Below are 14,089 nucleotides of genomic sequence, written 5' to 3' on the forward strand. Positions count from 1 at the left end.
ATTCCTGCCGTGGGAATGTGCCGGTCAGGGCTACTTTGTTATTCGCCGCGCTCCCGAGTCGCGCGTCGAAATAATCACCGAACCGCCGAACGGCGCGTAGCCGACCGCTCGCGGATATATCCGTTACTTGGACCCACCCGAGTCGTAACGAGGATTACCCCGCGTCTTCACGCCGACGGTGCGCTGGTCAACTCGCCCGCCTTCGCCCGCGAGCGTTCCACGATAGACGGTCGGGCCTCGAAGTCCAGAATTACCTCGTCAGCGGTGTAAGTTACGTCGTTGACCCGCGCGTGGTCGTGAACCCACGAGACGACGCTCATCGTGTTGTCGGTCATCGGCAGGACGAGTCGTTCGCGCTCCCAGTCGGGGAGTTCGGCGTCGATTCGGTCGCGCAGGCCCTCCAGATTTATCTGCTCTCTGCCCGAGACGGCGATGGGGTTCGGAGCGAGCGCCGAGAGCGCCTCGGTCTTCTCGCGGAGTTCCTCCTCGTCCACGGCGTCTATCTTGTTCAGCACCGTCACGATGGGGGCCTCGTTGCGCTCGTAGAGGGTGTCGTGGCTGGTGACGAGTTTCTCGCGTATCTCCTCGATGGGTTCGCTCACGTCCACGACGAGCAACACGAGGTCGGCGTAGTACACCGCGTCGAGCGTGGACTTGAACGACTCGACCAACCAGTGGGGAAGGTCGCTGATGAACCCCACCGTGTCGGTCAGCAACACGTCGCGGCGCTCCATGTCCATCTTCCGGGTGGTCGTCCCGAGCGTCGTGAACAGGCGGTCTTGGGCCTCGGCCGTCGTGTCCAAGTCGGGATGCAACTCCTCGTTCTCACCCAACTCGATGTCGGCCGCGAGACTCTGCATCAGCGTGGACTTCCCGGCGTTGGTGTAGCCAGCCATCGCCACGAGGTCGAATCCGGACTCGCGCCGCCTGTCCCGGCGGTCGGCCTCGGTCCGGGCGATGGAGTCGAGTTCGTCCTTGATGTTCGAAATCTGGTCTTTGATGTCCTGCTCGCGGCTCTCGTCGTACTCGCCCAGACCCATGAACCCCGGTCGCTCGTCGCGCTTGGCGAGACTCGTCTTGGCCTCCGCGCGCGGGAGTTCGTACCGGAGTTCGGCCAACTCGACCTGTAACTGGGCCTTCCGGGTCTGTGCGCGCTGGCCGAAGATTTCGAGGATGAGTCTGAATCGGTCGATGACCTTGGTGTCCTCGGGGAACTGCTGGCCGAGGTTGTACGTCTGGTACGGGCCGAGTTCGTTGTCGAAGACGACGACTTCGGCCCCCGACTCGGCGACTGCGCGCCCGATTTCGGCGGCTTTCCCCTCGCCGACCTGTAGCGCGGGGTCCTCCTTGCGCGACTGGGTGAACTCGGCGACGACTTCGTAACCCGCGGCTCGGGCGAGGTCGCGTATCTCTTCGGTGTCTGGCGTGCCGGAATCGACTCGCTTGACGATTATCGCTTTCATAGGAACAGTTTTCGGGCGGCGTACGCGGCGTAGTGTGCGGCTTGTACGGTCTTGCGTTCGGCTATACTCTCGACGTACTTGAAATCCGGGCCGAGGAACTGCTCGACCTTGATTTCCGGTTCCTCGTAGAACTCGCCTCTCTCGGCGACGACGGGACCCTCGGGCGGGTCGGGCAGTTCGGCTACCGCGTCGGCCACGACGTTCGCGGCGTTCTCGAAGGTCGGCGGGTTCCGACTCGTGGCGAACCCCATCCCCTCAACGTTCCGGAGTCGGGTGGTGCCGACGCTGGCGTAGACGGCCGCGGCCACCATCAGGTACTCGCCGGACTCCTCGTGGCGGCCGCTGATGTCCACGCCGACGACGCTAGCCTCGCCGGGCCTTCACCTCGGTTTCCGCACCCACGGTGCCCATGTCCCGGTCTACGACCCCGTTCCATTTCAATGATGCGACGAGCCGGTGTCGCCGCACTGAGAGTACCACAAGAGTCTTATTCCGTCGATGTGGGTTTGGTCGTATGCCCCTCGAAATCGACCCCCAACAGCTCGGACTCGAATTCGGGTCCGGGGCCGTCGTCGGCGGCGTCATCGGGTTCGCCGCCAAGAAGGTGGCGAAACTCATCGCCGTCATCGTCGGTCTCGAACTAGCTCTCTTCAAGTTCCTCGAATCGCGCGGCATCCTGACGGTGGACTGGGAACGACTCACCGCGGGCGCGCTGAAAGCGGGCGAAGCGGCCCAAGGCGGCACGCCGCCGTCGTGGATGACGACCATCCTCTCTACGCTCTCGGTGGGTGCCGGATTCACCGGCGGGTTCCTGCTCGGTTTCCGGAAGGGGTAGCGTCCACACCGTGGGTTTCGGCCGCTTCGCGGCGGTCGATTCGCTCCGCGACGACGCTCGGAACGAGCGTCTCCCCGTTCTTCGACCGATACTCGACCAGTCCGAAGACGACCAGCGCCGCCGCGACGCCGAACAGGGGTCGCTGGACGACGAGCAGACTGTAGCCGACCATCACCGTCGCGACCAGTCCGACCAATGCCCGGAGGAGGATTCTGCGCTTGCGGTACTCGTCTTCGTGGGCCGCGACGACTTCGCTGGCGCGTCCCGCTTCGACCGCCCGATACGCCGTCTCGCCGTCGGGGAGGTCGTACGCCAGCACGTCTACGAGCGCCATCTCACCGCATACTGATGTCGTCCTCGTCTTTGATGATGCGAGTCTCGGCCTCGCCGCTGGTGTGTTCGTTCACGAGGTCGTAGAAGTCGTTCTGCATCCCGGCGGGGAACGTGAGGACGCCGACCCATCCGCCGTCGTTCTGCCACTCCTCGCGTTCGAGTTCGCCGAACTGCCGAATCTTCGCCTGCGCGCTCCCGGCGTAGTCGGCGGGCACCTGAACCGCGACCGTCACCTCGTCGAACCGGATGGGGATGACGGGTCGGAGCGCGTCCAAGGCGTCGTCCACTTGGGTCTCGACGGGTTCCATCGGGTCCACGCGGAAGTCGGTCTCCTCTAAGGCGGACTCGATGCGCTCGGGCGGGTGGGGCGCGTTGTCCATCTGGGGGTTGACCGCGTTGCGCGTGATGCGGTTGACCAGTTGCTTGTGCTTCTGTTCTTGCATCTCGCGGCGCTGTTCGGCGGTAATCTGAATCTCCCCGTCCTCGATGACTCTGGGGATGATTTCGAGGGGGTCGGTCGTGCCGAACACGTCTTCGAGGGCGGTCTCGGCCGGTCGGTCGCCGCGACTCGCGTTCTCGAACACGTCCTCGGCGGCGATAACGTCCTCCAGTTCGCCCTCGAACTCGCCGCGCTTGATTTCCAGCGCCGCGTCCGGGTCTACGAGTACCTCGAACCGTTCGCCGTGAGATTCGAGGCGGGCAGTCACCGCCTCTTCGAGTGGTATCATACGGTACGGTAGTGTCCCGCGTATAAAATAAGCTTCCCCACTACGCCTCCCCGTCCGCGACTCGGCGCGTGCGGACTTCACGGCCTGCGACCCGCGCGCGCTGGCGTCGTCGGCGCTCTGGGCCGACTGCTCGGAAGACGCGGTTTGTCTTCCGGTGGACGAGTACCACAGCGACCGGAGGGGCGAGGCTTGCGAGACGCGAAGCGTCTCGCTGACCTGCGAACGTCGGCAGGGAACGCAGTCGGTTGGGGAGGACGTGGCTCGCAGTCGCGGTGCGGTCTTCAGTGGCTCAAGCCGGTCGCCAACTCTACGAATTTCTGTCTGCGTTGCTGTGCGGTGCCGTGCGGTCGCGGTGCGAGGCGTCCGTCGTTCAAGCCGGTCACTCCTACCGATTTTCCGTCCCCGTCGCCGCCGCGCCCACGGACGGAGAAATCCCCCTGTCTCGAACAACTATACGACCGTCTAAGCAACGTGGATGTTTCTAAGGAAAACAAGAATCTATGCGAAAGCATGGCAGATTAACGTCTACTCGTCTTCGGGTGCGAACTCCACCAGCGTCAGGTCCCTGTCGAGCATGCAGTAGTCGTGTGGCGGTTCGCCCAGAATCTCGGAAATCTGATAGTCCTCTTCGAACTCCGCGCCCGCGGGTTCGCAGAACTCGTGGCTCGGACACTGGGTGTGCGGACACGGCCCGGCGAGACTGGCCTTGCTCCCGGCGTAGGCGTTCTTCGCCGGGACGTTGGCTTTCACGCCGACCGGTTCGACTTCGACGGCCGTGACGCCCGTATCGTGGACGCCGCAGTCGAGGGTCTGTGCGCCGTCGCGCACGTCGCTGACGCGGTAGCGCACGCCCGCCGAGAGGTTGAGACACTGGTCGCGGTACGGACACCCCTCGCAGGCCGAGGCTTCGCCCTGATAGACGAACTCCTGTCCGGCGTCGGCGAGGCGGGTTCCGATGAGGGTGATAGTTGACATAGCGAGGCGTATGCGGGCCTCCCGGTTAAGGGTCTCGTCCTTCTACTCGGTGGTTCCGTCCCTGCGTCGAGTCGGTTCGGAACGCCTTCGCCCGTTCGCTACGCATCGCTGGAGTCGTGACATCGACCGCGAGAATCGGGACCGTGAGCGTCCAGAAAGCCCCCGCCCGCTCGCGGTCGCTCCGCGGGATATTCTCGCGCCTCGCTTCGCTCGGCGCGTCGAATAGGGGCCCCGCGGAGACGACTGAAGTGAACGCGAGCGGGCGGCCCCTTTATCCTCCCGGCGGTTGTCGGGCCGAGCGTCTGGGGTGTGTTGGTCGGTCGGGAGTCGTCGCCTCCGACGACGGTTCCACGGCCGAATCACGTCACTCGCCGGTCAACTCGTCCAGTTCGTCCAGATATTCCTCGCGCGGGACTTGGTACGCGCCGCGGTAGTCGAGTTCGCCGCGCGCGAACTCGTCCGCGAGTTCGCGCGCGCCCGCCAGCGCCTCCTCGCGGGTGTCGTACGTCCGCGCGGGGACGACTTCGACCTCCGGTTCGAGGAAGAACTCGACGCGCCAGACGCGAGTCGTCCCGTACTCGGCCTCCGACGCCGGGCGGTTGGGCGCGCCCGCCGCGACGTACAGCGTCGGCATGCACGCCGCCGGGAACTGGGCGGCGTCGAACACGTCCGGTCGGTACGCGAGGATTCGCCGCCCGCCGGGTTCGTCGTTCCAGACGCGCCACCCTTCCGGGAGGTCCGCGTCGTCGGGCGCGTCGGGGTCGTCGCCGCGCGGCGTCTCGTCCGCCGATGGGTCGCCGTCGCTCATGCACGCCGATTCGGTCCTGCGCGATAAGGCGTTGGCGGTCGCACACGGCCGACTGACGCCCCCTCGCGCGTCCGGACTTAAAGATGGTATATGCTACCAACCGCCAACGAACCGACGACACCTCTCGCCCGCGTCAGTCGTCGTCCTTCAAAGATATTAATTTATATTAAGTAGCATGTGAGTCGAGCCAACAGTTATATATTGTCTCATCCCATCCATTAAATAGTATCGGTGGTAGAGACCCACGCGGTACTCGGTAACACCTACCAAAGCCCCGTCACGACCGAACGAGTTCGTCGCCCTCTGCCGTGTCGTCGCCGTGAATGGGGTGTGGGGATGGCACGCACATGACGGACCAGCAACGGAGCGTCTCGCGGACGAGCGAGACCGAAGGAATCTTCGGCAGGGCGACGTGGCACCGACACCGCCATGTCCGTGATGAGTTGTCAGTTGCCAAACTAGCCGTCACACCTTTGTACGTGTACGACTACCACATATTTCGACCGCAAATTGCCAAACCACCGGTCAGCCGTTCGCCTCTCTCGCCTCTCCCAACGAAACACGTGATACGATGACAGAAACACTGGAAGAACTCAGCCAGCGGTACCAAGAATCGATGCCCGAAGACCTCCGAGAGACCAAGTCGTTCGACTGGTACCTCGACGAGTTGTACGCCGACCCCAAAATCGCCAGAAACGCCCACCAGCGGGTCGCGGACATGTTCGACTACTACGGCACCGAGTACGACGAAGACGCCGGAGTAGTCGAGTACCTACTGGCCTCGGAAGACCCGCTTCACGACGGCGAAAACACCTTCTACGGCCACGAGATTCACCGAGCAATCCACGAGTTCGTCAACAAGGTCAAGTCCGGCGCGCGCGGACTCGGGCCGGAAAAGCGCATCAAACTCCTGCTCGGCCCGGTCGGGTCCGGCAAGTCCGACTTCGACCGGCAGGTTCGGACCTACTTCGAGGACTACACCCTCAGCGACGAGGGTCGGATGTACACCTACAAGTGGACCAACCTCTGTGACGTGATTCACGACCAAGACCCGGCCGACGACACGGTCCGGTCGCCGATGAACCAAGACCCCCTCGTCCTGCTCCCCCTCGACCAGCGCCAGCGGGTCGTGGACGACCTGAACGAGAACCTCGACGCTCCTTACACCATCCAGAACGAGCAGAGCCTCGACCCCGCGTCGGCGTTCTACATGGACGCACTGCTGGCGTACTACGACGACGACATCCAGCAGGTGCTGGAAAACCACGTCGAAGTCATCCGCCTGACCGCAGACGAGAACAAGCGCCAAGCCGTCGAGACCTTCGAACCCAAGGACAAGAAGAATCAGGACGAAACCGAACTCACGGGCGACGTGAACTACTCGAAAATCGCCATCTACGGCGAGTCCGACCCCAGAGCCTTCGATTACTCGGGGGCGTTCTGTAACGCCAACCGCGGCATCTTCAGCGGCGAGGAACTCCTGAAGCTTCAGCGCGAGTTCCTCTACGACTTCCTCCACGCGACCCAAGAGCAGACCATCAAACCGAAGAACAACCCCCGAATCGACATCGACCAAGTCATCGTCGGCCGGACGAACATGCCCGAGTACCGCGACAAGAAGGGCGACGAGAAGATGGAGGCGTTCAACGACCGGACCAAGCGCATCGACTTCCCGTACGTCCTCGAATACGACGAGGAGGCCCAAATCTACCGGAAGATGCTGGGCAACGCCGACGTGCCCGACGTTCACATCGAGCCACACACCCTCGAAATGGCGGGACTGTTCGGCGTCCTGACCCGCATCGAGGAACCCGACTCCGAGACGGTGGACCTGATGCAGAAGGTCAAAGCCTACAACGGCGAGATAAAGGACGGCGAGGACGTTGACGTGAAGAAACTCCGCGAGGAGGGCGAGGAGACCGCCGACATCGGCGAGGGGATGGAAGGGGTTTCGGCCCGGTTCATCGGCGACGAAATCGCCGAGGCCATCATGAACTCGACCCACCGGGACCGCGGGTTCCTGAGTCCCCTGTCGGTGTTCAACCACTTCGAGGAGAACCTCGAAAATCACGGCTCCATCCCCGAGGAGAACTTCGACACCTACTACCGCTACCTCGAAATGGTCCGCGAGGAGTACAAGGACCGCGCCATCGAGGACGTGCGCCACGCGCTGGCCTACGACATCGAGGAAATCCAGCGGCAGGGCGAGAAGTACATGGACCACGTGATGGCGTACATCGACGACGATACCGTCGAAGACGAACTCACGGGCCGTGAGCAGGAACCCGACGAGAGTTTCCTCCGAGCGGTCGAGGAGAAACTCGACATCCCGCGCGACCGGAAGAACGACTTCCGCCAAGAGGTCAGCAACTGGGTGTCCCGGCGCGCCCGCGAGGGGTCGCCCTTCGACCCGCAGGACAACGACCGCCTGCGCCGCGCCCTCGAACGCAAGCTCTGGGAGGACAAGAAGCACAACATCAACTTCTCGGCGCTGGTGTCGTCCAACGAGATGGACGACGACGAGCAGAACGCGTGGATAGACGCGCTCACCGACCAAGGCTACTCCCGCGAGGGCGCGAAGGAGGTGCTGGAGTTCGCTGGCGCAGAAGTCGCTCGCGCGGAGATGGAGGACTAACCGTGGCGACCGGCCACGACGACCGGACCGGCCGCGACGACGCTACCGGCCGAGACGGGTTCCGAGACGACGGGGACGGCGACGAACCGGACGGACAGGAGTTCGTGGAGGCCGCAGACCGCGAACTCCGGGAGACCTACGAAGAGCCGAAAAGCCTCCCCGAGTTCGTGGACGAGGCGTTCGAGAACTCCACCGTCGCGGCCCACGCGAGCAAGTACCTGCTGGAGGCCATCGAGTCGATGGGCACTCGGACCGTCATCGAGGAGGGCGAGGAGAAAGAGCGGTACCTGTTCTTCGACGACCCCGCCAACGACGGCGAACACGCCATCCTCGGCAACACCGAGGTCCTGAACGCCTTCGTGGACGACCTGCGGTCCATCGCGGCCGAGCGCGGCAAGGCCGAGAAGATTATCTGGTTCGACGGCCCGACCGCGACGGGCAAGTCCGAACTCAAGCGGTGTCTCGTCAACGGCCTCCGGGAGTTCTCGAAGACCGAGGCGGGACGCCGGTACACCGTCGAGTGGAACATCGCCAGCGCCAGCGAGACCAGAGGGTTGAGTTACGGCGAGGAACGGGCGGCCGCCGACGAGGAGAACTGGTTCCCGAGTCCGGTGCAGACCAATCCCCTCACGGTGTTCCCCGAGGAGGTCCGCGAGGACATCCTCGCGCAGGTCAACGAGGGCGTCTCCGACCACATCGACGTGACGGTCGATAGCGCGCTCGACCCCTTCAGCAGGGAAGCCTACGACTACCTCGAAGAGCAGTACCGGCGGACCGGCGAGGAGGACCTGTTCAGCGCCATCACCGACCCGAACCACCTCCGGGTGAAGAACTACGTCGTGGACGTGGGCCACGGCATCGGCGTCCTCCACTCGGAGGACTCCGGGCCGCCCAAGGAGCGACTCGTCGGGTCGTGGATGCGCGGGATGTTGCAGGAACTCGACTCCCGCGGCCGGAAGAACCCCCAAGCGTTCAGCTACGACGGGGTTCTCTCGCAGGGTAACGGCCTGCTGACCATCGTGGAGGACGCCGCCCAGCACGCCGACCTGCTCCAGAAGCTCCTGAACGTGCCCGACGAGAAGACCGTCAAGTTGGACAAGGGAATCCAGATGGACATCGACACCCAACTGCTCATCATCTCGAATCCGGACTTGGAGGCCCAACTCAACCAGCACGCCGACGCGGGCGGTGCCGACCCGCTGAAGGCCCTGAAGCGCCGACTCGACCGGCGGCGGTTCAAGTACCTCACCAACCTGAGTCTGGAGGCCGAACTCATCCGCCGGGAGTTGACAAACGAGACCGACGTGTGGAAGGCCGACAGTTACGACGAACTCGAAAACCTCATCCGGGAACCCCTCTCGGTCCGCGTCCGGAAGGAAGACCACGGGGCTGGCGTGGGCGAGCGAGAACTCGCGCCCCACGCTATCGAGGCCGCGGCGCTCTACAGCGTCGTCTCCCGACTCGACGGCGAGGACGTGCCCGCGGGTCTCGACTTGGTGGACAAGGCCAAACTCTTCGACAGAGGCTACCTGCTCGACGGCGACGACCGACTCGACAAGGACGACTTCGAGTTCGGCGACGACGCAGACGACGGCGAGCAGGGCATCCCAGTCACCTACACCAGAGACGTGATTGCGGACCTGCTCAACGACGAGAGCGACCGGGCGCACGCAGACTACCCGGTCGAGGAGGTCATCATGCCTCGGGACATCCTGAACGCGATGGCCGAGGACCTGACGGGCGCGCCCGTCTTCTCGACGGCCGAGCGAACCGAGTACGAGAACCGACTCGTCCCCGTGAAAAACCACATCTTCCAAAAGCAGGAAGAGGACGTTCTCGACGCGATGATGCGGGACAAGCGCGTGGACGAGGAGACGGTCGAGGAGTACATCGAACACGTCTACGCGTGGGCGACCGACGACACCGTCGAGAACGACCGCGGCGAGCGCGTCGAACCGGACGCCTTGAAGATGAAGGTGTTCGAGACCGACCACCTCGGTCGGTTCTCGCCCGACAGCTACGGGTCGGACCACGAACCCGCCCCGGCGGTCGAGGAGTTCCGGCGCAACAAGGTCATCACCGCGCTGAACCGTCACGCGTGGGAGAACCGCGACGAGGACTTCTCGGTGTCGGACATCGACCCCAAAGAGATTCCCATCATCAAGACGGTGCTGGCGAACTACGACTGGGACGACGTGCGCCGGGTGTACGAGGACTTCGACCCCCACCAGTGGGCCGACCCGCCGAGCGACACCGAGACGGCGGCGGTGAAAGACGAGACCGTCTCGAACTTAGTCGAGATGTTCGGCTACACCGAGGCGTCGGCCGAGCTGACCAGCCAACACGTCATGGACCAAGTGAGCTACAAATGGGACTGAGAGAGGACATAGAACGGTACCGCGAAGTGGGCGAGGACAAGCGCCAAGACCTCGCCGACTTCATCCAGTACGGGGACCTCGGCCAGAGCCTGCCCGACGAAATCAACATCCCCATCAAAATCGTGGACCTGCCGGAGTTCGCCTACGACCAGATGGACAAGGGCGGCATCGGGCAGGGCGACCCCGACGTGGGCGACCCGGTGGGCGAGCCACAACCCCAACCCGGCGACGGCGACGAGGAGGGCGACCCCGGCGACGAGTCGGGCGAACACGACTACTACGAGATGGACCCCGAGGAGTTCGCCGAGGAGTTGGACGACGAGTTGGGTCTCGACTTGGAACCGAAGGGCAAGGAGGTCGTAGAGGAGAAAGAGGGCGACTTCACCGACATGACCCGGACCGGCCCGGACTCCACCCTCGACTTCGAGCGGATGTTCAAGGAGGGTCTGAAGCGAAAGCTAGCGATGGACTTCGACCCCGACTTCCTCGAAGAGGTGCTGAAAATCGACGGGTGGGGACCGGACAAGACGTTCGACTGGGCGCGCGAGAACTCCATCAACGTCTCGAAACACTGGCTCGAAGAGGCCTACAAGCAGATTCCCGACGACGAGAAGACGACGTACGAGTCCATCGAGGAAGTCGAAGAGAGCGTCCCCCACCGGAGTACGGCCCAGAAGATAAAGGAGGAGGGCATCCGCCACGTCCCCTTCCGGAAGGAGGACGAGCGCTACCGCTACCCCGAAATCATCGAGGAGCGCGAGAAGAACGTCGTGGTCGTCAACATCCGAGACGTGTCCGGGTCGATGCGCGAGAAGAAACGCGAGTTGGTCGAGCGAACCTTCACCCCGCTGGACTGGTATCTGACCGGCAAGTACGACAACGCCGAGTTCGTCTACATCGCCCACGACGCCGAGGCGTGGGAAGTCGAGCGCGACGAGTTCTTCGGGATTCGGTCGGGCGGCGGGACGAAAATTTCGTCGGCCTACGAACTCGCCGCCGCAATCTTGGACGAGCGCTACCCGTGGACCGACTGGAACCGCTACGTGTTCGCGGCCGGGGACAGCGAAAACTCCCGGAACGACACCAGCGAGAACGTCATCCCGATGATGGACGAGATTCCGGCGAACCTCCACGCCTACGTCGAGACCCAACCCGACGGGAAGGCAATCAACGCGACCCACGCCGAGGAAGTGGACGAACACTTCGGCGAGTCGAACGAGGTGGCCGTGAGCTACGTCAACAGTCCCGAGGACGTGACCGACGCCATCTACGAGATTCTCAGCACGGAGGCCGAATCATGAGAGACCGACCCCGAACCGAGAAGGCAGCCGAACCGTTGCGGGAACCGGCCGACGAAGCCCGGAATCTGGCCCACAAACTCGGACTCGACCCCTACGACGTGAACTACTGGGTGGTCGATTACGACGAGATGAACGAACTCATCGCGTACAACGGCTTCCAAGAGCGCTACCCCCACTGGCGGTGGGGCATGCAGTACGACCGCCAGCAGAAGCAGGGCCAATACACCGGCGGGAAGGCCTTCGAAATCGTCATCAACGACGACCCGTCCCACGCCTTCCTGCAGGAGTCCAACGCCGTGGCCGACCAGAAGGCGGTCATCACCCACGTCGAGGCCCACGCCGACTTCTTCGCCAAGAACCGGTGGTACCGGATGTTCGCCGACGAGTTGGACGCCGCGGCGATGCTGGAACGCCACGCTCGGCGCATCGAGGAGTACATGTCCGACCCGGAAATCGACCGCGAGGCGGTCGAGCAGTGGATAGACAGCGTGCTGTGTCTGGAGGACAACATCGACCAGCACGAACCGTTCAAGCGCCAGTTCGAGCGCGAGGACGACGACGAAGACGAGATGCCCGACGACGAGTTGGCCGAGCGACTCGAAGAGATGGACCTCTCCGACGAGGTGAAACAGCAGGTGTTCGACGAGGAGTGGCTAGACGAGCAGGCCGACGCCGCCGAACTCGACGAACCCGAGAGAGACGTGCTGGCGTTCCTCCGGGACCACGGCAAGGCCTACGACGAGGAGTCGGGCAAGGCCGAGGAGATGACCGAGTGGCAGAAGGAGATTCTGGAGATGCTTCGAGCGGAGTCGTACTACTTCGCGGCCCAGAAGCTGACGAAAGTGATGAACGAGGGATGGGCCGCGTATTGGGAATCGGCTATGATGGGCGAAGAGGCGTTCGCGGGCGACGACGAGTTCCTGCTGTACGCCGACCATCAGGCGCGGGTCCTGAACTCGCCGGGACTCAACCCCTACCAGCTCGGCAAGGAACTCTGGGAGTACATCGAGAACACCGAGAACCGCCGGGAGGTCTGCCGGAAACTCCTCCGGACCGAGGGCGTTACGTGGCGCAACTTCCACGACACGGTGGACTTCGACCGAGTGCAGGAGTTGCTCGCGCCCGACCCCAGAATCGACGGCATCGACCCCGAGAGTCTGGACGAGTTGGACGCGCTCGCACCTGAGAAAGTGGACGAAGAAAATCTAGAGAAGGCTAAGAACAATGAAATTGATGTCGAGAGCTATCCGTGGAAGGTTCTGACCTACGAAGGACTGGCCGAGCGCCACTTCTCGCTGTGCAAGCGCCAGAACCGCGGGTTCCTGCGGTCGGTCTCTCAACAGGACTTAGAGCAGTTCGCGCGCTACATCGTGGACGACGCGCGCTTCGAGTCCGTCGAGCAAGCCATCGCGGACGTGGACTACACCACCGGATGGGACAAGATGCGCGACGTTCGGGCGTCGAACAACGACGTGACCTTCCTCGACAGCTATCTGACCCAAGAGTTCGTCACGGACAACCAGTATTTCACCTACGAGTTCAGTCAGACCACGGGCGACTACAGAGTCGCCAGCACGGACTACGAGGACGTGAAGAAGAAACTGATGCTCCAGTTCACGAACTTCGGTAAACCGACCGTCGCGGTGTACGACGGCAATTACAACAACCGTAACGAGTTGTTGCTCGGCCACCACTACAACGGCGTGATGCTCGACATCGAGCAGGCCAAGCGGACCTTGGAGCGCGTGTTCGACCTGTGGGGTCGGCCGGTGAACCTCAAGACCATCGTGAAGGAGGTGGACGACCGGGACGCCGAAATCGCCCGACGGCGCGACCGCGAACCGGAACCCGAGGAGGTCGGCAAACTCCTGCGCTACGACGGCGAGACGTTCACGATGGAGGACTTGAAGTGGAGCGAAGTCGAGGACATCGCCGCGACCGAAGTGGACTACGACACCAAGCCGGAAGACTGGTTGGCGTAGTCCGCAGAATCGGTCCTACAGAGCGATTCTGCGTCGTCGGACGCCACCTTCGGTCGTCTACCAACTCAACTCGAAGGCGTACTTCTCGTCGTCGCGCGCGTCGGTCTCCGACACGTTCGGGAACACCGAGTCCGACGTGAATTCCTCTAACATGCCCTCGAAGAGACCCTCGATGCACGCACGCGGATAGGGAAAGTTCTCGGTGACGGCACCGCGCGCTTCCCGGTCGCCCGTCTTCTCGAACCGGTAGCGGCCGATTATACTCTCGGGGGCATCGCCGTAGACTTCCGCGTGCGTCTCGTTGAGAACATCAAATCCGCTCTCAACGGAGTCGATTCCCGGCGGCCAATCGACGGTTTCGATGACTCGTATCCCAATCTTTCGAGTCGTCGTAGAGCCGATTTCGTCGGTAATCTGCTCGAACGCGTTTACGAACGCGTCGGCCGGATACGCTTCGTCCGCCGACGGTTCCGAGATACCGTTTTCTTCGAGGAACGTGCGCGCTCTGTCCTCGAACGCCGGGGATACGTCGGCTACGGCTTCTATGAAGGCGATTGCGAACTTCCCGTCTAGCTTCACCTCTTCGGAATCTTGCATATATTTATCTACATTATTGGGCGTACAAAAACGCTCTGATGTGTGAGTGAGTAT

Annotated in this window: 12 protein-coding genes; 5 read left to right on the forward strand and 7 right to left on the reverse strand. The window is 63.1% G+C overall.

Annotation, left to right across the window (positions count from 1 at the left end):
• Nucleotides 1-167: 167 nt before the first annotated feature.
• Nucleotides 168-1,463: a GTPase HflX gene (gene hflX, locus P2T60_RS09085; protein WP_276278928.1), complete on the reverse strand. Its 1,296-nt coding sequence runs from the start codon at nucleotides 1,461-1,463 to the stop codon at nucleotides 168-170.
• A complete protein-coding gene (locus P2T60_RS09090; protein ID WP_276278929.1) occupies nucleotides 1,460-1,816 on the reverse strand; it encodes a DUF2209 family protein in 357 nt (118 codons plus the stop codon). The genes hflX and P2T60_RS09090 overlap by 4 nt, the downstream gene beginning before the upstream one ends.
• A 161-nt stretch (nucleotides 1,817-1,977) precedes the next feature.
• On the opposite strand from P2T60_RS09090, the gene P2T60_RS09095 reads away from it, so the two are divergent.
• A complete protein-coding gene (locus P2T60_RS09095; protein ID WP_276278930.1) occupies nucleotides 1,978-2,298 on the forward strand; it encodes an FUN14 domain-containing protein in 321 nt (106 codons plus the stop codon).
• On the opposite strand, the gene P2T60_RS09100 is transcribed toward P2T60_RS09095, so the two are convergent.
• From P2T60_RS09100 to P2T60_RS09115, 4 genes are all read right to left on the reverse strand, one after another.
• Complete coding sequence (locus P2T60_RS09100; protein WP_276278931.1) at nucleotides 2,261-2,632, reverse strand: hypothetical protein; 372 nt, start codon at nucleotides 2,630-2,632, stop codon at nucleotides 2,261-2,263. The genes P2T60_RS09095 and P2T60_RS09100 overlap by 38 nt on opposite strands.
• 1 nt (nucleotide 2,633) lies before the next feature.
• Nucleotides 2,634-3,359, reverse strand: a complete 726-nt coding sequence (locus tag P2T60_RS09105; protein WP_276278932.1) for a ribosome assembly factor SBDS — start codon at nucleotides 3,357-3,359, stop codon at nucleotides 2,634-2,636.
• Between the two features lie 525 nt (nucleotides 3,360-3,884).
• Entirely contained in the window at nucleotides 3,885-4,334 is a 450-nt protein-coding gene (locus P2T60_RS09110; RefSeq protein ID WP_276278934.1) for a UPF0179 family protein, read from the reverse strand.
• 364 nt (nucleotides 4,335-4,698) lie between these two features.
• Nucleotides 4,699-5,142, reverse strand: a complete 444-nt coding sequence (locus tag P2T60_RS09115; RefSeq protein WP_276278935.1) for a DUF5820 family protein — start codon at nucleotides 5,140-5,142, stop codon at nucleotides 4,699-4,701.
• A 571-nt stretch (nucleotides 5,143-5,713) separates the two neighbouring features.
• Between P2T60_RS09115 and P2T60_RS09120 the strand changes: the two genes are divergently transcribed.
• The 4 genes from P2T60_RS09120 (at nucleotide 5,714) to P2T60_RS09135 (ending at nucleotide 13,438) form a co-directional block, all read left to right on the forward strand.
• Nucleotides 5,714-7,777: a PrkA family serine protein kinase gene (locus P2T60_RS09120; protein ID WP_276278936.1), complete on the forward strand. Its 2,064-nt coding sequence runs from the start codon at nucleotides 5,714-5,716 to the stop codon at nucleotides 7,775-7,777.
• A 104-nt stretch (nucleotides 7,778-7,881) separates the two neighbouring features.
• Complete coding sequence (locus P2T60_RS09125; RefSeq protein WP_276282189.1) at nucleotides 7,882-10,155, forward strand: PrkA family serine protein kinase; 2,274 nt, start codon at nucleotides 7,882-7,884, stop codon at nucleotides 10,153-10,155.
• Nucleotides 10,146-11,456: a YeaH/YhbH family protein gene (locus P2T60_RS09130; protein ID WP_276278937.1), complete on the forward strand. Its 1,311-nt coding sequence runs from the start codon at nucleotides 10,146-10,148 to the stop codon at nucleotides 11,454-11,456. The genes P2T60_RS09125 and P2T60_RS09130 overlap by 10 nt, the downstream gene beginning before the upstream one ends.
• Nucleotides 11,453-13,438 (forward strand): SpoVR family protein, encoded by a 1,986-nt coding sequence (locus P2T60_RS09135; RefSeq protein WP_276278938.1) that lies wholly within the window; start codon nucleotides 11,453-11,455, stop codon nucleotides 13,436-13,438. The genes P2T60_RS09130 and P2T60_RS09135 overlap by 4 nt, the downstream gene beginning before the upstream one ends.
• Nucleotides 13,439-13,495: 57 nt before the next feature.
• Here the strand turns inward: P2T60_RS09135 and P2T60_RS09140 are convergent, their stop codons facing one another.
• Nucleotides 13,496-14,035, reverse strand: coding sequence for a hypothetical protein (locus tag P2T60_RS09140; protein ID WP_276278939.1), 540 nt, complete (start codon nucleotides 14,033-14,035; stop codon nucleotides 13,496-13,498).
• Nucleotides 14,036-14,089: the final 54 nt, after the last annotated feature.

Source organism: Halorussus caseinilyticus (genome assembly GCF_029338395.1).
Taxonomy (GTDB): Archaea; Halobacteriota; Halobacteria; order Halobacteriales; family Haladaptataceae; genus Halorussus; species Halorussus caseinilyticus.